The sequence below is a fragment of the Nostoc sp. genome, from assembly GCF_036916975.1.
Lineage (GTDB): Bacteria > Cyanobacteriota > Cyanobacteriia > Cyanobacteriales > Nostocaceae > Nostoc.
This window is the reverse complement of record NZ_JBALFF010000080.1, coordinates 64,782-89,192: the sequence shown is the minus strand read 5'-3', so window position 1 is coordinate 89,192 and position 24,411 is coordinate 64,782. Positions and strand designations below refer to the sequence as shown.

Here is a 24,411-nt window from a genome sequence, read left to right as displayed (position 1 = left end):
TAAGCTGGACTATTTGGTAAAACAATGTCTATCTATTTGTGAAAAAAACATATTAAGTTGACCACATAATCTGAATCTCTCGCAAATGGGAGCATCCCGTCAGGTGCAAAAACTTTGTGTTTGCCCTCATCCCCTAACCCCTTCTCCCTTCATATGGGATTCGGGGAACTAGAATCATGTCTCCCCTCTCCCATATTTGGGAGAGGGGCTGGGGGTGAGGGAAAAGATTTAAGCACTCATTGGCGTGCTCCCTCGCAAATTATTTATAAACTACTGTATACTTATCAAGTCAAAGTAGATTATTGTATTTAAGTTAATAATATTGCATATATACTCGTGAAAAACAAGTAGATGAAAATAAATTTTCTCATCTAATTATTTTTTGCTTGACTCTCAATCAACTATTTTTGAGATTGTACTAACAACCTATAGCTTTAACAAAATTAATTTAATTGGAACTTGCTTTATTAGTTAAACTATGCAATGATATATCTATAGTATGGTAACTTTATCAAAATACTGTAGTTTCAGCTTTCTTTATCCAAATTTATAGTTGCTCCTCACAATAAGGTTAACAGGAGAAGTTGCAAGGAATGCAATTAATCAAAACTAAAGAAATTCAAAATTATCTCGATTTAGCGAAGTCTTTAGCAAAGGAATTTGCCCAGACGGCTGTAGCGCGGGATGTTAAGGGAGGAACACCAAAACATGAACGCGATCGCTTGCGTGAAAGTAACTTGCTGAAACTGATAATACCCACAGAGTACGGGGGTTTAGGGCAAAGCTGGATTACCGTTATGCAAATTACCCGCGAGTTTGCCAAGGTTGATAGTTCCATTGCTCACGTCTTTTCTTACCACCATCTAGGTGTAGTAATTCCGCATATCTTTGGTTCGGCAGAGCAAAAACAGCGATATTATTCAGAAACTATTCAGAATAATTGGTTTTGGTGCAATGCCCTTAACCCTTTAGATAAAAGAACTACTCTGACACTAGAAAATGATTATTTCCGTCTCAACGGGATTAAAAGCTTTTGCTCTGGCTCTCAAGACTCCGATATATTGCCGATCGCTGCGACTCATCAAGAAAGTGGTGAATTGAATATTTTGGTAATTCCCACCCAACGGCAAGGCGTTACTGTTCATCATGATTGGGATAATATAGGGCAACGTCAAACAGATAGTGGTAGTGTTACTTTTGAAAATGTGTTGGTGTATCCTGACGAAATTCTTAGTAGTAAAGACAAACCGAGTCAACCCTTCAACACTATTCGTGCCTGTTTAACTCAATTGAATCTTGCTAATATCTACTTGGGAATTGCCCAAGGAGCATTTGAAGCTGCTAAAACATATACTTGTACTAATACAAAACCTTGGCTGACATCAGGTGTAGAAAGTGCAACCAAAGATCCTTATATCCTTCAGCACTATGGCAAAATATGCGTTGATCTCCAAGCAGCCGTGTATCTAACTGAGCAGGCGGAAAAATTAGTCCAAGCAGCTTGGGAGTCGGAATGGTCACTTACCGCCGAACAACGGGGAGAATGTGCGCTTAGTGTCGCTACTGCCAAAGTCTTCGCTAGTAGAGTTGGTTTAGACATTACCAACCGGATCTTTGAAGTTATGGGCGCACGCGCTACTAATACAAAATATGGTTTTGACCGTTATTGGCGTAATCTCCGCACGTTCACTCTTCACGATCCAGTAGATTATAAAATTCAAGAGATAGGAAACTGGGCGTTAAATGATCAACTGCCAAAACCCAACTTTTATTCATAGTTTTTCCCTCACCACATCTTTGTTAAATAATTCGTAATTCGTAATTCGTAATTCGTAATTCGTAATTAAGTTTTGTAATGGGGATTTAGCGCAAAGTGCGGTCTTGGGGTTTCCCCCGCCGCAGGATGCGCGGAGCGCACTACAGGAGCAACTTTGCATTCGCAGTCCCCAATCGCATTACTTGCTTTTTTATTGAACCGGGGGACTTCAACCCACGGACAGCTGTTAACAATTTTGAAAGGCATTAAACCAATTGGCAATTCGCAATTCGCAATTCGCAATTACGTTTTGTGACGGGGATTTAGATTTAGGCATTCAATTCGTGCTGTCCTTCAAAGGCTAGGACTTAAACCCCCAAAGTTCGTTAAATTTTCAGATATGCTTGACAAATTAGGGGTTATTGTTATCAAATTTTGCGGGGCTGCGAGATCCCCGACAACTTCTACGAAGTCGGGGATCTGAACACCACAAACCTCTGAAAACTTTTGGGACAGACCACTAGATATACATAGCAAAGTAATCATTGTAGATTTCTGTATTAGTCATAACTGTGAGTTCTATTTGTTTCTGTTCTTCATCTGTTGCCGAACTTGTAGCCGAGTCTAAGCTTTCTTGAGGAATAAAATCACCACAGTATTCATTCGCAGGTACAGCTGCATTCATCTTTTGGGGATAACTCAATTTGAGATTATTCATGATAGTAATAAATTGACTACGGCTGCGAGCGCTAAATCTGGGATTAAGCCGCTTTTCTTCGCCAATAGTAGAAACAGTGCGCCCTTTATAGTCATGGGCAGGATATACCAAGGTATCATCTGGCAAGGTAAATAAGCGTTGTGTCACCACATCGTATAAAGTTCCAGCATCGCCTCCCTGAAAATCTGTGCGTCCACAACCACGAATAAATAAGGCATCACCAGTTAACAGATGGGTTTTATTCACCAAATATGCTATGTGACTGGGGGTGTGACCTGGTGTGAAAATCGTTTCGATGATTACCGATCCCACCTCTAAGATTTCGCCACCGACAAGGGAGCGATCGGCTTTTGTCACAGCAGTATTTTGGGGAACAATTACCTCACAACCTGTTTGTTGCCTGAGTTTACCTGCCCCTGTAATGTGATCGGCATGAAGGTGAGTTTCTAGACAGTAGCGTAGCTTTAATCCCAGTTCATCTAATGATTGCAAATCGCGGTCAACTTGCTCTAATACAGGATCAACTAAAACAGCATCTCCTGTCTGCCGATCGCCAATTAAGTAAGTGTAACTACTAGTTGTAGGGTCCAAAAATTGCCGAAATAGGAAAGTTGACTGCGGTATCTCTGCACTGCCATTGCTTAACAAAGGCATCGTCGCAATAGTCCGCACCCGCACTGGTAGCGACTGCAACAACGCCTTAGATAATTCCTGCGCTTGTCCCCGTAATTCTGGAACAGCGATAGTTTCCCACAAATCACCCTTGCGCGGAGTTCCCAAGGTATAAAGCAGCGTCGAAACCTTACCGTCTGCTGTATATAAAGCACCGTGGGTATCTGTATCTAATCCTAAACCGATGGCATTGGGGCGAATTAAATTCTGCGATCGCAAATTAGTAATCAGAGGATGAGGCGATCGGCGATAATCTGCTGCTACCCCTGTACAATTCACAACGCGGTGGACGTGTAAAATATGATTAGTTTGGGTTTTGCGCCAGCACACGGTCACTGCTACACCGTCCGGCAAAGCTTGATATTCCCGAATTCGCCCTGCGGCAATGGTGAGTTGACCAGAATCTAGCATTTGGGTGACAACATCCGCCACTTTTGGGGCAATGCGGTGACGATGCACATCCCAATAGGGTGTCAGATGACGCAAAAAACGCTGCTGTTCCCCGATTGGTAGTTTTTGCCAGATTTTCTGAATCATGGGACGCAGAGAATCAATTACTGCTCGCCAGTCGTAGCCTTGGGTAGCAGCAATTTCTACCTCCGCACGTAGCCAACGTAACCAGCCACGCACACTTACTGGGGAATTTTCTAGCGTCAAGAAGCACGGATAAGGTTGAGCCGCTTGATGTTTTAGGGGAAATAATCCTCGTCGGGACACAGCATAAATTTTACCGCGATGTTGGCGATCGCTCAGAGATAAAACCATATCCACCATCGTCAGTCCCGTACCAATTAGCAATACAGGTGCATCAGCATCAAGGTCTGCTAGGGCATCGGCTGACCAAGCATTCCGCAAATAACTTTCATCATTACTGTTTGGGTTTTCAATGGTAGGGGGTGCAGAGGGTGAGTTGCCCAATGCCAACACAACTCTGTCTGCGGCAAAACAGCGACCACTACGCAGAGAAATCATTGCCCCTTTTTCTTCAGGCTGTACCCCTACTACTTCATCGGTCAAGCGTTCTAGTCGCACATCACTAGGTGCTGTGGCTTCTGCTTCTGCTAAAATCGATTGAATGTATAAACCATAAACCTTACGAGGAATGAAGGTACTGGCATTGACTTCTTTAGGAAAAAATGCTATGAACTCATTGCGGTTGTGCTGAAGCCAACGTAACAAATGCCCTGGATCGTGGGCAAATGCACTCATGTTGCCTGCCGATACATTCAGCAAATGACAGTTGGTATCTGTGCTGTAGGCGATTCCCTTGCCAATTTGATCGCTGCGCTCAATCAGCTTAATCGTGAGGGGTTGACTGGCAGTTTTCAATAGGTGGGTAGCGACTAGAGAACCACTAAAACCTCCGCCAACAATAGCGATCGTGGTTGGAGTATGGGCAGTTAAAAAACTAGGGTTCATAGCGGTCTTAGTTAGAATCAATAGTTACGCTGATTTCATAAAGTCTATCTAACGGGACTAAACGCATTTACAACCCAACTAAAAGAATTAAGACTTTATTACGTCTAAAGTCTTATAGTACCTCTTTTCCAAGCATTAAGTACATTTAATTGATAAATTAACCGTAGTTTAAGATTACATGGTAATCAAGATAGGTTTATTCACCAACTTAAAACTGACATTGTGCGATCGGGGGTTGGCACAGCCTCACAACGAAATGTTATAAACTGACTTCAACTTCCCCAGAAAGTTAAGCATGGCTGAAACCACAGCATCCGGCGACTCAATTAAGAAGCCATGACCCCCACCATTGAGGACTAAAAGTTCAGCGTTGGTAATGCCTTGAGCAAGTTGCTGGGAAAACTTTAGTGGGGTGAGAATATCTTGTTTACCAACTAGAACTAGAGTAGGACAATGAATTTGTTGAAGGCGGTCTGTTGTGTCAAACTCAAGCATGGCTCGGCTGTGATAATTGAGTGAATGAGCCGCAGGTGGAAAAGGATATCTGATTGCAAATTCAATCAGACCTTCGATCATCCCAGGAATCGAGTAGAACGTATCTGTAAATATCCAGGGTAATACGACTTTTTGATAAAGTTTCAAGTCTACATTTTTGCAGAGGTCGCCCCAAGTCTCGATAATGCTGTTAAATAATCTATCACCCTTAGCCAATGATGAAAGTAGCATCAAACTTTGTACCTTTTCAGGATGTGCTAACACTAACTCTTGGGCTATCTGGCCACCCATTGAATGACCGACTAGATGCACCTTATCGATCGCAATCCGATCGAGCAATACTGCAACGTCATGAGCCATCAGCTTCAGACTATAAGGGTTTTCGGGAGCAGAACTTCGCCCCATACCTCGGTTGTCTAAGCGAATGACTTGATAGTGCGAAACTAGCGATGGCATAATCAGCGACCAATAAGCATGATCGCAAAGGAAGCCAGCTATTAATAGCAAAGGCTCACCCGTTCCCTTAATATCGTAGAACAAATCAATCCCGTTAATCTGAACTTTGGGCATAGTCGATAATTCTGCTAAACCTAATTTTAAGCAGGGATGGACAAGGCTACACTCCTACGTTTTAAATCTCTCATCCACCGGAATTTGATAGCCGTTGGCCAGGCGATTGGTCATGTTGGCAGTGGCTGCGATCGCCATTAGTTCACCGAACATGATATCATTCATCCCCTTAGCCCTTGCCCCTGCTGTGTGCGAGGCAATGCAGTACTCACAGCCATTCGTCGCACTCACGGCGATGTAAATTAGTTCGCGCATCAGAGGATCAATCTCACCGGGGCTAGTCATCACTTCCTTCACCGCTTGCCAAGTTCGTTGCAAGGTAGGGGGATGATTGGCTATAGCTTTCCAAAAGTTATTGATATAGTCATTCTGCCGTGTAGCGCGGATGTCGTCATATACTGCACGTACTTCGTCGCTGGCTTCTTCGTATTCAATCAGCTTAGTCATCGAAAATTTGGGTAAAAACCCCGTCCTTTTATAGATACCAAAATGTAGGATACTACGTTTTGACAAAAAATAAAGGAGTTTTGATCGGTGCAAGCAAAGGCAATACAGTTCAGTTAAGCCTAAAACTCAACTTCTATGTTGCAACCTATGGTATAAGCGATAACATTATATGGAAATTGAACACTCTTTTTAAATGCTAGATATGAAATGTCAATTGTTATTAAACACTTTGTTTACACATATGAAAGTAAGTCATTGGTGGCTAAGTGCCTTATTGTGGATGAGTTTGGCTACCCCAAGTGCAGCATCTGTAATCCTAAGAATAGCAATCGAGAGAGGAGTTAATCAGGTAACAGTTGGCAGTTCTACGACTGCATTAGTTAAAGATAGCACTGGTCATACTCTCGGAGAATTACCAGCAATGAGTTCATTTTATGCTTCTTCAGTTCCAGGCGGGGTGGCTTTAGATAAATGGCAGTCTGGTTTATTTTGGATTGAACCCACAGGTAAGGGATTCGTTTACATTGGCCAACGCTGGTATCGAGGCAGAATTCTTGTTGTCCCCACAGAGAAAGGATTAACGGCTGTTAACTGGGTTGATGATCAAGAATATCTCTACAGTGTTGTTGGTGGCGAAATGGATACTGAGTGGCCTGCTGAAGCGTTGAAAGCGCAAGCTGTTGCTGCCCGAACTTTTGCTCTCTATGAGCGAGAAAAACAACGCAATAATCCTGTTTACGATTTAGGTGATAGTCCAGATCACTGGCAGAATTATAAAGGAGTAATCAATGAAACTCGTAGTACTTATGCCGCCGTTGATGCTACTGATAAACAAGTACTAACTTATAAAGACAGTGTTATTCTCTCAGTTTTTCATGATTGCTCTGGAGGACATACTGAAAATGTTGAAGATGTTTGGGGAAGCCACGAGCCTTACCTGCGTGCTGTTGAAGATTACGACCAAAATGTTAGCGAGTGCAAATGGGTGAAAACTTTCTCTCCGACAGAAATTAGCGCCAGAATTTCTGGTGTCGGCAATGTTAAAGATATGATTGCAGAGAGTTACTCACCTTTTGGTAGTGTTAAAGTCTTAAAAATTGTTGGTGACAAAGCTACGAAGGTACTCCAAGGCGAAGAAGTGCGTACAGCCCTGAAGATTAAAAGTACCCACTTCAATCTTACCAAAGCAGCAGATGGTAGTTTTGTACTTCAAGGACTCGGTTACGGTCATGCTTTAGGCATGAGTCAATGGGGCGCATATAATTTAGCCAAAAGAGGAGTAAACTACCTGCAAATTTTAGGGCATTATTATCAGGGCGTAGCTTTAAGCACAATTAACGCTAAGTAACATTAAATTAATACTTCTGGGATAATTTTGGTTGATCTACATTGACTCTTGCAAAGATCCCAAGACCGCAATGCAAGTTATATTTTGTCTGAAAGTAAGTAAATTAATAATAGTCTAATTTACTATAATTAGTGTGACTCATTGTTTGACCATTGAAGGAAATTGACGTGTTCAATAATAAGCCGAGGCTTTGGACTCCCAAAAAATTAGTTACGTTGCTTATTTTATCTAGTAGTTTTAGTCTAAGCTTAATAATATTTATAAAAACAAATGTTTTTAAAGCTGCAAAACCACAGAAGATTGTAAATAATTTAATAGCAAATGTAGAAACCCAGCAGCGAGTCGAAGAATTAAAGGCGGCAATGCTGACAAGTTGGCAACAACAAGCACAAGTAAATGGTTTTTCTGACTCTATACCATCAATTTTTCAAAGTTCAATAATTGAGTCGGCAAAACTCTCTCCACCTCAGAAAGTAATTGCTCTTACCTTTGATGATGGTCCGTGGCCTGAGAGTACAGCAGAAGTGTTAGATATTCTGAAAAAAAATCAGATCAAAGGAACATTTTTTGTGATTGGGCAAAACGTAAAAAATTATCCAGACTTACTCAAGCAAGAGATTGCTGAAGGTCATGTGATTGGCAACCATACTTGGCATCATTGGTATCAATTCTTGAACCCACAAGCTGCTGCTTATGAAATTGACCATACCGAAGATATTATTTATCAAACTACAGGGTTAAAAACAAATTTATTTCGACCACCTGGAGGAATTATGCATAATGGGGTGGTTGATTATGCTAGAAATAGCAAATACACTATTATTTTGTGGTCATCTGACTCTGTAGATTATTCGCGTCCTCCTGTATCCAAATTAATCGGTAATGTGTTCAGACAGGCAAAGCCTGGTGGAATTGTATTAATGCATGATGGTGGTGGTAATCGTTCTAAGACTGTACAAGCTTTACCACAAATTATTGCCAACTTTCGCAAGCAGGGCTATCGCTTTGTCACCATCCCTGAACTCCTAGAAATGGAAGATAAAAACCAAAAGTTGATTAACAGTAAAAAATAAGAAAATACCCATCTGTTTTTTTGTACCGTGGATGCACCTATACCCGCCCCCATGAAGTGCTAGTCAGGGTTGCAGCCAAAGGGAAAAATTATCCTGTTTTATTGATATCAGAATTTTCTGCTCTCGCTCTCACAAAAAACGGCGGGTTAAGCTAAAATATTTTAACCAAATTTTGGGGGTTTAAGTCTCCTGTTTCTATAAGCAGCGTGTTTTGTGTCGGGGTTTAGAAATAGACCTCAAACGCACTGCTTGACAGTTGTTATGCAATTGAAACCCCCAAAAGTTGTTAAGGGAATATCCAAACCCATCTTTTTTGACCCTTAGTGTATTCCCAAAAATGTTGTCCTTAATTATACTTATTTATATTTATAAGCGTGGATATGATGTTTAATCTATGTCAAAAATTCATAATTTAAATAAGTATCTAAACATAAAATTTATAATTAGTCTGCTAAAAATAATAAAAGATTGGAAATACAGCAATCAAAACAAGGGTGTAATCAAGAAAGTTATCTTATTTAGAGTGAAACGAATGCTCGGTTTCCAATCTGATGTTTCCCAAGCAATTGGAAAAATCCTTTATTGAGGTAGAACTAGAATTAATGCGATTAAATAATTATCTGTAAGATATTTATATCTCCTAAAAATCGTAAGTATTTTTTTCCTTTGACTAAACATCAATTAGACAAAAGGCTATATTGGAAAGATTTTATTTGTTTAGCGAGGATTAATTTTATGCTGGTTTATCGAAACAGGATAAAAGGTGTCAGTCATCAGAATTAAGAATAAATTCTGTACGACTGGTAGATATCGTAGCGTAAAGCTTGCGGCATACCAAATGTTAGAGACGCTGTTCGCGTACCCGTTTTGGCATCTTGCTACGTTTAGAGGGAGTTTGTGTAACCTTCGGGGATGTTGCTAGCAAGAGCGTTTCGTAGAGATGGCTTTACCCTACCTATCAGTGGCAAGTCTAAACCCTCATTGAAAGATTGCCGATCGCAGAAGATTAAAAAGTAATTATATTAATAGTAAAATATGCAGATAGCAAAGAATAGCTTATACAGAACGCAAAATATTTCGGTAAGTCTTTTAGGTGACACCAAAATAAATCAGATAGTAGCACAGTGTCATGATAATACAGAATCCCTTGGGATTCTTTGCATACATCAAATGTTTGAGCAGCAGGTAGAGAAATCGCCTGATTCCGTGGCTTTAGTGTTTGAAAATACACAAGTAACTTATCGGCAGCTAAACAATCTGGCGAATCAATTAGCACATCACTTACGAGGCTTGGGCATTGGTGGTGACGTACTTGTTGGTCTTTGTCTAGAACGTTCTATAGAAATGATAGTAGGAATGCTAGGAATTTTGAAAGCTGGAGGTGCTTATGTACCTTTAGATCCGGCGCATCCTTCAGAACGCCTAGCTTTCATTTTGGCAGACACCCAGACACCTGTGATTTTGACTACAAAAGAATTGGTAACTAGTTTACCTAGTCATGGGGCGCAAGTGATTTGTCTGGATTCAGATTGGCAAGGAGCGATCGCAGGGCAAAGTCAAGAAAATCCCAGAAATGAAATAATAGATGATAATCTCATCTACGTAATTTATACATCTGGTTCTACAGGTCAACCCAAGGGTGTAATGATACCACACCGTGGCATCCGCAATCTAGTTGACTGGAAGCAAAAAACCTTTGGATTAACCTCAACAGATAAAGTTTTACAGACAATTCCCTTTAGTTTTGATCCCTCAGTCTGTCAGATATTCTGGACTTTATGTTATGGCGGACAGTTAGTTATGGCTCGTCCTGGTGGACATCAGGACACTGCCTACTTGGTGAAGATGATTGTCGAGCAGCAAATTACGATCATTGCCTTAGTACCGTCTTTGCTGCGTGTATTTCTAGAAGAAAACGGTATTGAGGAATGCAAACATCTCAGGCACGTTACCTGTGGTGGTGAAGCTTTATCAATCGAACTAATAGAGCGATTCTTTGCAAAATTGAATTTGGACAATGTTTTGCACAATTGCTATGGGCCAACAGAAACATCTGTAGATGCGATTTTCTGGACTTGCCAGCGCCATAGTAATTATGCAATGGCTCCCATTGGTCGCCCCATTGCCAATTTTGAAATTTATATCCTAGATGAGAATTTGCAACCAGTGCCTGTTGGTGAATCGGGAGAATTACATATTGGCGGTATTGGGCTGGCGCGAGGCTATCTCAACCGTCCTGAACTGACTAGAGAAAAATTCATCCCTCACCCAAGGAACGCAGAATCTGGGCTGTACTTGTACAAGACTGGAGATTTAGCACGTTATTTAAGTGATGGCAACATCGAATTTATGGGTCGTATTGACCATCAAGTTAAGATTCGCGGCTTTCGCATCGAGTTGGGAGAAATTGAAGCGGCACTAAGTGAATATCCGACATTGAAAGAAGTGATAGTAATAGCTAGAGAGGATATTCCTGGTGACAAACGGCTGATAGCATATCTGGTTGCAAACTGCAAGCAAATTCCTACTCCCAGAGAATTACGCCGCTTTTTACAAAAGAAATTACCAGCATATATGCTTCCTGCGGCTTTTGTATTCTTGGAGACACTGCCATTAAACCCCAACGGCAAAATAAACCGTCATGTTCTACCTGCACCGGATATTTCTAGTTCCTGTCAGTCAACAAACTTTGTTGCCCCCCGAAACTCCACTGAAGAGATTTTAGCTGATATCTGGGTAAAAGTTCTGCATTTAAAACAAGTGGGCATCTACGACAATTTTTTTGAATTGGGAGGTCATTCACTGCTGGCTACGCAAGTGATATCACGGCTACGCCAAGCATTAAGCATACAAATTCCCTTACACTTATTGTTTGAAAATCCCACGATCGCTAGTTTAGCTCAAGAAATTTCCGCACCAACTCAAACAGACCACTCCCCCAACCAAATTATTCCCCAACGAACCAACCAAAACTCAGTTCCTTTATCCTTTGCTCAACAGCGAGTCTGGTTTCTGGAACAGTTGGAACCAAGCAATGCCGCTTATATCATCACCAAAGCAGTACGGTTAACAGGCGAGTTGAACTTTAGTGTATTGCAAAAATCATTAAATGCGATCGCTGCTCATCATGAAGCACTGCGGACTAATTTTATCTCATCATCAGATGGTAGCCCCATACAAATAATTAGCCCATCTCGCCCGGTAGAACTGACAGTAATTAAATTAAAGGCTGGGGAAAATAATTTTAATCAGGACTCAAAAATTTCCCTTTCTTGTACAGAAGCAATTAATAACGTCTCTACTGCCTTCAATCTAGAATCAGACTTGATGCTGCGTGCTACTTTGTTCCAGATAAATGAACAAGAGCATATATTACTGTTAGTTATGCATCACATCGCCTCTGATGGCTGGTCGATGGGTATTCTCTGGCAGCAATTAGCAGCCCTCTATGAAAGCTTTTTAAACAATAACCCCTTCCCCTTACCAAAACTGCCCATTCAATATGCCGATTTTGCTATTTGGCAACGTCAATGGTTATCTGGTGAGGTACTCTCTAATCAAATCAACTACTGGAAAACCCAGTTAGCTGGCGCTACCACTGTACTGGAATTGCCCACTGATTATCCGCGTCCACCAGTCCAAACCTACCGGGGGGCGGCGAAATCTTTGATGCTACCCCAGAATTTGAGTGCATCGCTAACAGCACTTTCACGTCAAGAAAGTGTCACCTTATTTATGACTTTGCTGGCAGCTTTTGGCACAATTCTGTATCGTTACACTGGGCAAGAAGACATCCTTATCGGTTCACCCATTGCTGGACGCAATCGTTCTGAAATAGAAAGCTTGATTGGATTTTTTATTAATACTGTGGTTTTGCGGACTGACTTTTCTGGTAAGCCCAGTTTTCGTTCATTGCTTCGTCAAGTTCGCCAAATGGCATTAGATGCTTACGCTCATCAAGATATGCCTTTTGAGAAACTGGTAGAAGAACTACAACCAGAACGAGATACCAGTCGGCATCCACTGTTTCAAGTGTGGTTTAATATGCTCAACTTGGAAGACTTACAGCCCAAATTGCCTGGACTGGTTGTAGAACCAATTGCCTTAGAGGAGGCTGCTTCTAAATTTGACTTAACTCTGTACATCGCCGAACAACCACAGGGCATTGAATTAAAACTAGTTTACAATGCTGATTTGTTTGCCGCAGAACGAATGCTAGAAATGCTGCAACAGTTCCATCATTTGCTTAATCAGATTGTAGAAAATCCCGATAAGTCGATTAGTTTCTATTCTCTTGTCACACCAGAATCCTTACCTTTACTGCCAGAATCTAGGGCAGTATTGCCACAACCAGAGTATGAATTAGTGACAACAATGTTTACCTCTTGGGTAAACAGAACTCCCGAACATTCAGCAATTTCTCAAAAAGCTTGCACTTGGAACTATGGAGAATTGGGCAGAATTGCTCAAACCTTAGCAAAGGTGCTACTGGTTCACGGAGTCGAAAGGGGAGATGTTGTAGCCGTGTTCGGTACAAGGAGTTTTGGGCTAATTGCTAGTATGTTGGGCGTGTTTTTGAGTGGGGGCGTGCTACTAACGCTAGATTCGCAACTTCTGGCCAGCGATACCTCCGGTGGGCTACGCCAACGCCAGCAAATTATGCTCAAAGAGGCTAAAGCTAAATATCTACTTTATATAGACGATCAGCCCCTAAAAGATCGGGAAGTATGGGAATCTTTAACTATTATCTGTGTAGATGCAGATACTGGATATGCTGTAAATTCTCAGGACGATGGCTGCTTCGGCGTAGCCCAAAGCAAAATCCACTTACCAGAAATAGCTGGAGATGATGCTGCATATATTTTCTTTACTTCTGGTACGACTGGTATACCGAAAGGTGTCTTGGGGTGTCATAAAGGATTGTCGCATTTTCTGAATTGGCAACGACAGACATTTGCTATTGGAGTCGAAGACCGCGTTGCTCAATTGACAGGACTTTCCTTTGATGTTGTCCTCAGAGATATTTTCTTACCTTTAACAAGTGGTGCAACTTTATGTTTGCCACCAACAGGAGATAATTTAGAGCCAACAAAAGTTTTGCGTTACTTAGAAAGCGAAAAGATTTCTGTGTTACACACAGTTCCGTCTTTAGCTCAATCATGGTTAGTGAATGTGCCGACAGAAGTATCTTTGCGTAGTTTACGCTGGTTATTTTTTGCGGGTGAACCACTAAAAGAGACACTTGTCAAGAGATGGCGGCAGAATTTTCCGGCATCTGGTGAAATTGTGAATCTCTATGGACCGACAGAAACAACTTTAGCTAAATGTTACTATCAAGTGCCTGCTGCACTTAAAGCAGGGGTACAGCCGATTGGATTACCGCTTCCTGAAACTCAAGCACTTGTTTTCACGCCAAATCAGCAACTATGTGGTATTGGTGAACCGGGTGAAATTGTTCTGAGGACACCATTTCGGAGCTTAGGCTACATTAATACTCGCCAAGAAAATTCGGCTCGGTTTGTCAAGAATCCTTTTAGGAATGACGAACAGGATTTACTTTACTATACAGGCGATCGCGGTCGCTATCTTCTTGATGGCTCTTTAGAAATTCTCGGTCGCATCGATCATCAAGTCAAGATTCGCGGCATCCGCATTGAGCCAGGAGAAATTGAGACGGTGTTAGCCCAACACCCAGATATACAGCAGACTGTAGTAATTGCCCGTGAAGATGAGTTTGGCGAAGTCCGTTTACTAGCTTACATTGTCCCCGATCAACAAACAGCACCCAGCATTAGTGAGATTCGGCGCTTCCTCTCTAGCAAGCTACCACAGTATATGATGCCTTCAGCTTTTATGTTGCTGGACAAACTACCCCTAACCCCAAATGGCAAAGTCAACCGCCGCGCTTTGCCTCTACCAGACTTGAACCAAGAGTTAGAAGCTACCTTTGTTGCTCCCCGCAATCAAGTGGAACGCCAGTTAACAGAGATTTGGGAACAAGTTTTAGGTGTTCACCCTATTGGTGTCAGAGATAACTTTTTTCAACTGGGAGGACATTCTCTGCTAGCAGTTAAACTGTTTTGGCAAATCGAGCAGATGTTTGGCAAGAGTCTGCCCCTAGCAATTCTTTTTCAATCAAATAATGTCGAGGCTCTAGCAAAAATCATCTCCCCAGAAGCAGCAACAAACAAAACTTTAGTAGATATCTCTAGACAAGATCACAATTGGTCATCTTTGGTAGAAATTCAACCTCATGGTTCCAAACCGCCTTTTTTCTGTGTTCACGGGCTTGGGGGAGAAGTTTTAGGTTTCCGTCAATTGTCATTATATCTAGGTTCCGATCAACCATTTTATGGATTGCAACCACTTGGACTCGATAAAACTAAGCCAATTCATACTCGCGTTGAAGATATGGCAGCATACTACATTCAAGAAATTCAGACTCTTCAGCCCAAGGGGCCTTATTATCTTGGTGGGTATTCTTTTGGTGGTGTAGTCGCTTTCGAGATGGCGCAACAACTTTGCCAGCAAGGTGAGCAAGTGGGGATTTTAGTTATGCTTGATACTTGTCGTGAAGGTTATAGCTGGCGTGAGCCATTGCTAACGCGAATTTACTTGCATTTCAATAATCTGATCAAACAAGGCACTGCTTACCTCTGGCACAAGCTCGGCAAATGGAGCCAGTGCAATAAGTCTCGTCTACAAAATAGATATAAACATTACTTGGATGCAGCACTTATTCCTGAAAATGACAAGCATTTAGAAATTATCGGTATTAATGTCCAAGCTAGGAGTCAATACATCTTCCCAACGTATTCCGGTAAAGTAGTACTTTTGCGAACTGAAGATCAGCATCGGGACGAAGCTGTAGGCATACAATACGATCCGCAATTTGGCTGGGGCGATTTAGTGACTGGAGGAGTAGATATCCATTATATTCCCGGCTCTCACCTTTCTCTGCTTGATGAACCTCACGTACAGGTGTTAGCTGAGAAATTGAAAAATTTCTTAAACAAATAATATTTGAACCTGAAGCTTTTTGGATAAACTCTGAGCTTGAGAGGTAGATTGATGTTCTATAGCGGTTCTCAGTTGGGTGCAATATGGACTTACGCAAACAATAGCCGAAACCCTTATTTTTAGGTAGGGGCAATTCATGAATTGCCCCTACAATATGTAGTTTTGCGTAAGTCTTAATAGTAACAACAGTGAGCGATCAAGCACGAACCGCTATAATTTCAGTCAGCTTTAGATGACTTTCGCTATGAGCCGCAGAATTTATTCTGAGGCGGACGTGTGGGCAATGCCAACATTCTACAATGGTGCAAATACCTAACAGAATCTTACATTTGAACCCATCACCCGCCATAGGTTAGAAACCTCTGACAATTCAGGTCATTTGGAAAACCTCACTTCTATTTCTCTCATCCTTTAAGGAGAGAGACTTTGAATTTTCCCCCTTAGAGCGACGAGTTGGGGGTTAGGGGGGAGGGGGAACTAGAATTATGTCTCCCCTCTCCCGGAATCGGGAGAGGGGCTGGGGGTGAGGGAAAAAATTTAAGCACTCATTGGGATGCTCTCATCTGTGGTTAATTATTTTTTGTACCTTACCCATCTGGGAACCCCTATATTCATAACTATAAAATACACAATTGTTATCTTTCACTAGGAAGACGCGATCGCACAACTACTTCCGTAGGATGGTAAAAGTTGAAAGCTTGTAATCGCATTGCTTGCGTTTGCACTCAGCGATGTCTACGACGAGCTTCGCTTACGCAAGTAAGCATTAAGCAGTTAGATGTATAGGAGTTAAGATTATGAATCAGACATTAACCCGTCCCCTGGACGTTGTAACGGGTGGCTCTAGTGGTATCGGCTATGAACTCGCCAAACAGTTTGCTCAAAATGGCTTTGATCTGCTGATTACAGCCACCGGATCTAGCATCAACGAAGCGGCTGGTGCTTTTGAAGAACTAGGTGCTGTTGTTGAAACCGTGCAGGCGGATCTAAGCACATACAATGGAGTCGAAACCCTAATTAGCCAAATTCAAGCCATTGGAAGACCGGTGGAAGCGATCGCCATTAATGCCGGAGTTGGCGTTGGTGGCAAGTTCACTGAGACTGACTTGCAGGAGGAACTGAATCTGATCAACCTGAATGTGGTGTCATCGGTTCATCTCGCCAAACGAGTAGTCAAAGATATGGTTGATCGCGGTAAGGGCAAAATTCTTTTTACATCCTCAATTGCTGCCCTCATGCCTGGCCCATTTGAGGTGGTGTATTCAGCCTCGAAAGCCTTTATCCACTCATTTTCAGAAGGACTTCGCAACGAATTAAAAGACACGGGTGTAACAGTCACAGCCCTCATGCCTGGGCCAACGGATACAAACTTCTTTCACCGAGCTGGAATGGATGATACTAAGGTGGGTGCGGATAAGAAGGATGACCCAGCTATTGTTGCCAAACAAGCGTTTGAGGCTCTGATGGCAGGTAAAGATGACCTCGTTGCAGGCTCATTAAAAACCAAAGTTCAGGGCAATATCAGCAAGGTTTTGCCGGATACCGTTAATGCAGAACAGCACCGCCAACTGACTGAGCCAGGATCGGCTAACAATTAATCCAATCCAGGGAAATATGACGCTCAGTTAGCGATTGAACGCTTTGTGTAGGGCGTGGAGTCAATGAAAGAATTATTTAGCACACTTACAAGTGGCTGGAACTAGGTAGTAAGGAAAAAAATAGATGGATATCAAAAGACGAAATTTTCTGAAAGCGGCTTCGGGTTTAGGCGCAGGTTTAGCGGCTAGCGAACTTTTACTCAAACCTGTTGTAGCTGGAAACGAATCCATTCAAGCGCAGTCACCAGCAACAACTACTTCTTTACCAACCCCAGAGACAACTAAAAGCGGTGAAATGCTTTACCGAACACTAGGACACACAGGAGAAAAAGTCTCAATCATCGGGATAGGTGGTTCTCACATTGGGCAACAAAAAGAAGAGCAAGAGAGTATCAAAATTATCCGCAGTGCCATAGATCGCGGCATCACTTTTATGGATAATAGTTGGGATTATAACAACGGAGTCAGTGAAATCCGTATGGGGAAGGCACTCCGCAACGGTTATCGTCAAAAGGTGTTTATGATGACTAAAGTTGATGGTCGCACTAAGGAAGCTGCGGCTAAACAAATTGACGAGTCTCTGAAGCGTTTACAGACAGATCATGTAGATTTAATGCAATTCCATGAAGTTATTCGTATGGAAGACCCAGATCGAATCTTTGCTCCTGGTGGGGCATTGTCAGCAATGCTAGCGGCACAAAAAGCTGGTAAAGTTCGTTACATCGGTTTTACCGGACACAAAGATCCTTTAGTTCATCTTCGGATGTTGGAAATTGCAGCCCAAAACAACTTTCATTTCGATGCACTGCTAATGCCACTAAACGTTATGGACGCGCATTTTCGGAGTTTTCAACACTTAGTTCTACCTGTAGCGTTAAAGGAGAAAATTGGTGTTTTAAGCATGAAGCCAATGGGCGGGAAATTTATTCTTAAGAGTAACACTGTTAATCCAATCGAGTGTCTTCACTATGCTATGAACTTACCCACTTCAGTGGTAATTACAGGTATTGATAGTCTACCAATTCTCGACCAAGCATTAGAAGCTGTACGGACCTTTCAACCGATGAGTCAACAACAGATGGCGGCACTCCTAGCACGAACTGCCCAAGCTGCTGCTCAAGGACAGTATGAATTGTTTAAAACGAGTAGCCATTTTGATAGTACAGCTAAGAATCCGCAATGGCTCGGATAATAAAGTGAACTACCTACACTGACATTGCGGTACAGTGTAGGCAACAGTCCAACAGAAAGCGCAGTAGTAGATTTCTTGCGTCCTCTATTACTGCTAGTTACATCTGGGCGACAGGCTTTATCTCCCGTTTCAGAGGTCAAAATTTTTTTGAGAATATTCACAATACCGTGTAATACATGGAATTAGGTAGAAATTCCATGTATTACACGGTAAATTTTTGTCTATTCTCATAATGAAAATTGCTGGCTTAACAAGCCAGGACTTACGCACAAGGAACGGAAAATCGAACCACAGAGGACGCAGAGGCCACGGAGGAATAAGAGGAAAGAGAGTTTTTTTGCGTAAGTCCTACAAGCGTGCCATTTGGTTTTGGAATCTGAATATCGCAAAGAGATAACACCTAAGTATTTTTGTCAATTTTTCATTTCTTTGGTTAGACTGAATTTGCAATTTTTTTAGATCCGGAAAATTTTGTGTTCCCATCACTTTTAGTTTAAATATGACGCTCCTAGCTCCTTCTTAGCATTATGATATACAAACCCCGTCAACAAAAGCTGTTGAGATGGATTGCATTGTTCCTAATTGGGACATTTCTGCAATTGTTGTTTTACATCCCGACACCTGTGTTATCCCAAAATTCCAGTAGCTGTAGCAATATTACAGCCCCGCTCACCCCTGAAGAACAAACTTATGCTCATGCTGCTTGGCAGTATTTTGTCAAAAACTATCAGCCAGCAACAGGATTTACCAATTCTACTGGGGGTTATCCTTCTGGTACACTCTGGGATATGGGGAATTATCTGATGGCGTTGAATGCTGCACGCTGGTTGAATCTTACTGACCAAGCAGATTTTGATACACGCCTCAACAAATTTTTAACGACTCTCAGTAGCCTAAAGTTATTTGAAGATACCTTGCCCAATAAAGTCTATAACGCAGCCAATGCACAAATTGTTGATTATGGCAATAATCCATTAGAGCGGGGTATTGGTTGGTCTGCTTTGGATGTCGGGCGAATACTTGCGGCGTTTGATGTTATCCGTACCTGTCATCCACAATATAATGATTGGCTCAAAGGAATTGTAGCAAAGTGGCAGGTAGCGCGATCGCTCAAAGATGGACAACTTTATGGAGCTGCTGTTCTTCCAGACAACAAAACATTACTGGTGCAAGAAGGCCGACTTGGCTATGAAGAATACGGGGCTAGGGGTTATCAACTTTGGGGTTTTTCTGCACCCAAGGCTATTTCTTTAGAACCATTTAAGTTAGTCGAAATTAATGGTGTGCAAATTCCCGTTGATACCCGTGACTTTAAAAGCACCAACGCTAATAATTACGTTGTTAGTGAGTCTTATATTCTTGATGGGATTGAGTTTGGCTTGCAAGGTGAGTTAGCTGATTTTGCTGCCAGAGTTTTAGATGTGCAAAAACGGCGTTATGATACCACAGGTCAGTTGACTGCTGTCACAGAAGATAATATCGATCAAGCGCCTTATTTTCTCTACAACACCGTCTATGCCAACGGTGCAAACTGGGCAACAATCACGGATACTAATCAACCTTATCCACAGTTTCGTAGCATTAGCACCAAAGCTGCTTTTGGTTGGCGCTATCTTTTTCCAGATAATGCTTATGCTAAAAAAGTTTTTGATGCTGTCAAGGATCTCCGCAGTCCTGATGATAATGGTTACTATGCTGGTATCTATGAAGAATCAAAACAACCCAATAAAGCTTTGACAGGTAATACTAATGGGCTGATTTTGGAGATTTTATACTACAAAGCTAAGGGAAATCACCCTTTAATTACTTCTGATTCTGTAACTGTATCTACTGGCAAGCCCAGTGAAAATGCTTCTTCTGCAACACCTTCAAATCAACCGAATTCTACTGTTACGACTCCTACCGCAACCCCTGGGGATACTAAACCTACAGAAGTGGCTGTTGCACCCATTCCACCAGTTGATAGTCCCCACTCATCATCTAATCTCAAACTAGATCGACCACTGTCAGTAATTGAACGGCATTATGCAGAAGCGGCCTGGCGATACTTTCAACTGAATTATCACTCTAACAGTGGGCTAATAGACGATCGCAGTGATTTAAAAGGTGCAACCCTCTGGGGATTGGGAGATTATCTGGCAGCACTCCATGCAGCGCGATCGCTCGATATAATTACCCTTCAAAAATTTGACCAGCGCACCCGACATCTTTTAGGAGCCTTCACAAAGTTACCATTATTTGAGCAAGAATTGCCTGGTCGGGGTTATGATACGCGATCGCTGCAATTAGTAGATTATGGTGGAAATCCAGTTCCAGAAGGCAACGGCTGGTCAGCTTTAGATTTAGGCAGGATACTGGCAGGGCTTTACAACTTAAAAACTTGTCATCCACAATACACGGCTGCGGTAGATAAAATTGTGCTGGATTGGTCATACTTGCGTGTGGTGCGTGAGGGTATTCTCTCCAGTGCTACAACCGCTAAAGAACAAGTTGGGCGATCGCTTATCCGCGTCAACCCTGAAACGCGCTTGGGTTATGAAGAATATGCGGCTCGGGCTTTCCAATTATGGGGATTTAATGTTGATGGTTCTGCTGTTGGGGGTGAATATCAAACAGCTTCAGTAGAGGGTGTGAAAGTCCCAATCCAACGCCATCGAAGAGATACTAACTCTAAAAACCAATACACAGTTAGCAATCCATTCTTACTCTATGCACTGGAGTTTGGACTAGATCCACAAATGCGATCGCTATTCGTTCCAATTTTTCAGGCGCAAGCTGAACGTTACCGTCGGACTGGAACTCTCACAGCCTCAGCCACCACTCTAATTGATCGTAAACCTTACACTGTCCACAGCACAATTACTGGGCGCGGTGAATCTTGGGTGGCTTTAGCAGATGACGGGCAAATTGTACCAAAGGGACGAGTGGTAAGTACAGCAGTCGCTTTTGCCTATCATGCCCTGGTTCCACAAAACAAGTACAGTCAAGACTTACTGCAAAAAACGACTGACTTATATAATCCATTAGCCGGATTTTATGAGGGTTTCTATGAAGCCACAGGTAAAACGGCAGTCGGTTTCACCAGCAGCACTAACAGTATGATTTTGCAATCCTTGCTGTATGACCTGATGAATCGCCAACCCCTAATTCGTCCGGCTATTAACATGAAATCTCCTTGGTGGCAAGAAGTTACGAAGGGAGATTCTGGGCGAGGTTTACCTACTGCTGCCACACAACAAACCAGGTTAATTTCTGATCCTTCTGGAAGTTACTGGGTTTCAGGTAGCAAAAATACTCCGTTATTAACTGGTACGAAAACCACAGAATAAGTTGGAATGCAGGGGGCAGGGGTTTATCCTCCATAATTACAAAGCTGTGTTTGTTATTAATTCAGTTGTATTTGGGAATACTTATACATGATGCAGTTACTAGCTTGCACTAGTAACTGCATCTCGATTCCAAATCCCTGGTTATTCCTTCAAATCTATGAACAAGGTACGACTGGCGCTGATGATGCTAATTTTACTAGGAAGCATCTTTGCGAGTAAAAATTTAATGGCGATCGCTGATGCCTCAAAACAAGTCGAAAACCAGAAATTAAACCAAACAACTTCCAATCCTCCCGTACTACTGGGACTATACACCCCAGATTACATCGGAAGTCAAAGTACAATTGACAGCCAATTGCGTCAAATCGATCAATGGGTTGGTAAGCATCATTCTATTGCTGGATTTTTCTTTGATATCGAAGACTCGAATCCTGCTTACAACATCCCATTTTCCTTAGAACAACTCAAGCACAACGGATACACAGGCTTTCTTAATCTCAAATCGACTCGTTCAGCCGCACAGATTGCTAGGGGAGACGTAGATAGTTCTCTGCAAAAAGTCGCAAAAGCATACTCTGACTGGGCAAAACAAGGCGAGGGTCGTTTTGCGTTTATCGCTCCGTTGCAAGAGATGAACATTCCCGGAGAAGCATACAGCCAAGACCCACAGAACTTCAAGTTAGCTTATCAACGCATCCAAAAGATATTTAAAGAAGCTGGTGTATCTTCACAGGCAATTCGTTGGGTATTTGCGCCTAATGGTTGGAGTGAAAACAATGAACATCGCTTTGAAAACTACTATCCTGGGGACAAGTCGGTAGATGTTGTTGCCTTTAGTTCATACAACTGGGGATATTGTAGTAATTCTTCTTGGAAACACTGGAGTAGCCCAAAAGAAGTTTTTGAACCATATATCAAGCGGATGAAGGTTATGGCTGGCAGTAAGCCGATTTTTATTGCTCAAACAGCTAGTACGAGTAATACGCAAAATGGTTTGCCCAAGAGTAGCAAAGACCAATGGTTACGAGACTCTTACACTCAGTTAGCTGGTATGGGTGTAAGAGCCATTCTTTATTTCAATATTAATAAGGAATGTGATTGGGCAATTAACAGTAATAACGGTAAATCTGCTGGTTATAAAGACGCGACAAATAATCCAGCTTTCGGATATTTATCACCTGCTGAATTGGCAAAGAAGATATAAATGGCAACAAGCGGCATCAAAATCATGATTTTGCAATCAGTTTTGTACGCAACGGCAAATCAACAACCTCTGATTTGTCCGAGTCCGGTGATGTGGCAATGTTCTCCTACTCCATCTACGCTCATTGCTGCCCCTGATAACTTTAATGTTGATGTCCAAACACCAACGCCACAAACCGTTTTAGAACCGGTTGCTCCTATAGTCACGCCACTACCACCAAAACCTGCTACTCCAACGCCAACAACTTCTTTTCCACGTTTGACTCAAGAAGCGGATAAAATTGCTGCTGGGCGGGCTTGGAAGTATTTTGAGCGTAACTGGAATCTTCAAACAGGTTTAGTAAATTCGGCAGATAACTTGCCGTGGACAACTTGGTGGGATCAAGGTAGCGCCTTACTAGCAATTCATGCGGCTTACCAGTTAGGGTTATTGCCGCAAGATGTTTTTCAAAAGCGGATGAACACATTGCTACAGACGTTAGAAAAACTACCGCTACCTGCAACTGGTTTACCCAACAAAGCTTATAGCACGCGTACTGCCCAAATGCGCCAACTCAATGATACCCCCGATCCCAAGGGTACAAGTGGTTGGTCAGCTTTGGATATGGCGCGATTTTTATTAGCATTGCATGTTATGCGATCGCATTATCCAGAGTATAGGGATTCGCCCAAAGCCGACACCTTCGCTTCCCGCATTAATCGCATTGTCGCTCGTTGGCATATATCAAAACTTGTCAAAGATGATTGGTTAAATGGTGCCATTCCCAGAGCAGGAAAACTTCTCGAAGTGCAGGAAGGGCGATTAGGCTACGAGCAATACGCTGCCCAGAGTTTAAAGCTGTGGAATATACAAGCTTCAAATGCTCTTGCCAATCCACCAGTAAAAACGGTTGAAATAGATGGAATTAAACTGCAAATCGACGAGCGTAATTTCAAAAACTCTGGAGCTACTAACTACCTGACGAATGACCCTTATTTACTCTGGGGTTTAGAAATGGGTTGGAATGATGCTGTTAAAACTCAAGTGCAAAATCTTTTTAAAGTGCAACAACAACGGTTTAAACGCACTGGCATTTTAACAGCTGTAAATGAAGATTCCTTAGATCGTCCTCCTTACTTTCTGTATTACAGTGTCTACGCCGATGGTCAACCTTGGCAAGCCGTAAACACCGGGGGAAAAACCTATCCCCAATTGCGGTTTATCAGTACGAAAGCAGCATTCTCTTGGTTTGCGCTCATGCCAGATCAGCCTTACACGAAAAAGCTGCGAGATTTTGCTCAAAATTTAGCCGATAAAAATCGTGGCTATCTTTCAGGACGATATGAAAATTCCAAACTAGGTGTTAATGCTTCAGTTGACATTAATACGAATGCGATCGTTTTAGAAAGTTTGCTTTACCAAGCTAGAGGCAAATATCCACTAGTGCTTGACCATTCGGAAATTAAAAATTAGAATTTAAATAATTTTTAATTTCTAATTATCAATTTTTAATTTTTTAACGAGTTACCTGGGTTTAAGTCCCCCGATTCAATAAAAAAGCAAGTAATGCGATTGGGGACTGCGAATGCAA

Annotated in this window: 12 protein-coding genes; 9 read left to right on the top strand and 3 right to left on the bottom strand. The window is 42.1% G+C overall.

Features of this window, described 5'->3' with window-relative positions; genetic code table 11:
- Window positions 1–593 precede the first annotated feature (593 nt).
- Complete coding sequence (locus tag V7K73_RS19945) at window positions 594–1,778, top strand: acyl-CoA dehydrogenase family protein (protein WP_334882318.1); 1,185 nt, start codon at window positions 594–596, stop codon at window positions 1,776–1,778.
- 498 nt (window positions 1,779–2,276) lie between these two features.
- Here the strand turns inward: V7K73_RS19945 and V7K73_RS19940 are convergent, their stop codons facing one another.
- From V7K73_RS19940 to V7K73_RS19930, 3 genes are all read right to left on the bottom strand, one after another.
- Entirely contained in the window at window positions 2,277–4,565 is a 2,289-nt protein-coding gene (locus V7K73_RS19940) for an FAD/NAD(P)-binding protein (protein WP_334882316.1), read from the bottom strand.
- A gap of 246 nt (window positions 4,566–4,811) precedes the next feature.
- Complete coding sequence (locus V7K73_RS19935; protein WP_334882315.1) at window positions 4,812–5,630, bottom strand: alpha/beta fold hydrolase; 819 nt, start codon at window positions 5,628–5,630, stop codon at window positions 4,812–4,814.
- A 54-nt stretch (window positions 5,631–5,684) separates the two neighbouring features.
- On the bottom strand, window positions 5,685–6,077 hold the full coding sequence (locus V7K73_RS19930; RefSeq protein ID WP_334882313.1) for a carboxymuconolactone decarboxylase family protein: 393 nt from the start codon (window positions 6,075–6,077) through the stop codon (window positions 5,685–5,687).
- A 202-nt stretch (window positions 6,078–6,279) separates the two neighbouring features.
- Between V7K73_RS19930 and V7K73_RS19925 the strand changes: the two genes are divergently transcribed.
- The 8 genes from V7K73_RS19925 (at window position 6,280) to V7K73_RS19890 (ending at window position 24,293) form a co-directional block, all read left to right on the top strand.
- Window positions 6,280–7,425, top strand: a complete 1,146-nt coding sequence (locus tag V7K73_RS19925) for a SpoIID/LytB domain-containing protein (protein WP_442936781.1) — start codon at window positions 6,280–6,282, stop codon at window positions 7,423–7,425.
- A 167-nt stretch (window positions 7,426–7,592) separates the two neighbouring features.
- Window positions 7,593–8,498 (top strand): polysaccharide deacetylase family protein, encoded by a 906-nt coding sequence (locus tag V7K73_RS19920; protein ID WP_334882309.1) that lies wholly within the window; start codon window positions 7,593–7,595, stop codon window positions 8,496–8,498.
- Window positions 8,499–9,533: 1,035 nt separating this feature from the next.
- Entirely contained in the window at window positions 9,534–15,518 is a 5,985-nt protein-coding gene (locus V7K73_RS19915) for an amino acid adenylation domain-containing protein (RefSeq protein ID WP_334882307.1), read from the top strand.
- A 797-nt stretch (window positions 15,519–16,315) separates the two neighbouring features.
- The gene (locus V7K73_RS19910) at window positions 16,316–17,116 is read left to right on the top strand and encodes an SDR family NAD(P)-dependent oxidoreductase (protein ID WP_334882306.1); all 801 of its coding nucleotides are present in this window, start codon (window positions 16,316–16,318) and stop codon (window positions 17,114–17,116) included.
- Between the two features lie 124 nt (window positions 17,117–17,240).
- On the top strand, window positions 17,241–18,308 hold the full coding sequence (locus V7K73_RS19905) for an aldo/keto reductase (protein ID WP_334882304.1): 1,068 nt from the start codon (window positions 17,241–17,243) through the stop codon (window positions 18,306–18,308).
- 527 nt (window positions 18,309–18,835) lie between these two features.
- Window positions 18,836–21,637 (top strand): DUF3131 domain-containing protein, encoded by a 2,802-nt coding sequence (locus tag V7K73_RS19900; RefSeq protein ID WP_334882302.1) that lies wholly within the window; start codon window positions 18,836–18,838, stop codon window positions 21,635–21,637.
- Between the two features lie 157 nt (window positions 21,638–21,794).
- Window positions 21,795–22,841, top strand: a complete 1,047-nt coding sequence (locus V7K73_RS19895; protein WP_334882300.1) for a hypothetical protein — start codon at window positions 21,795–21,797, stop codon at window positions 22,839–22,841.
- Window positions 22,842–24,293 (top strand): DUF3131 domain-containing protein, encoded by a 1,452-nt coding sequence (locus tag V7K73_RS19890; RefSeq protein ID WP_334882298.1) that lies wholly within the window; start codon window positions 22,842–22,844, stop codon window positions 24,291–24,293.
- Window positions 24,294–24,411: the final 118 nt, after the last annotated feature.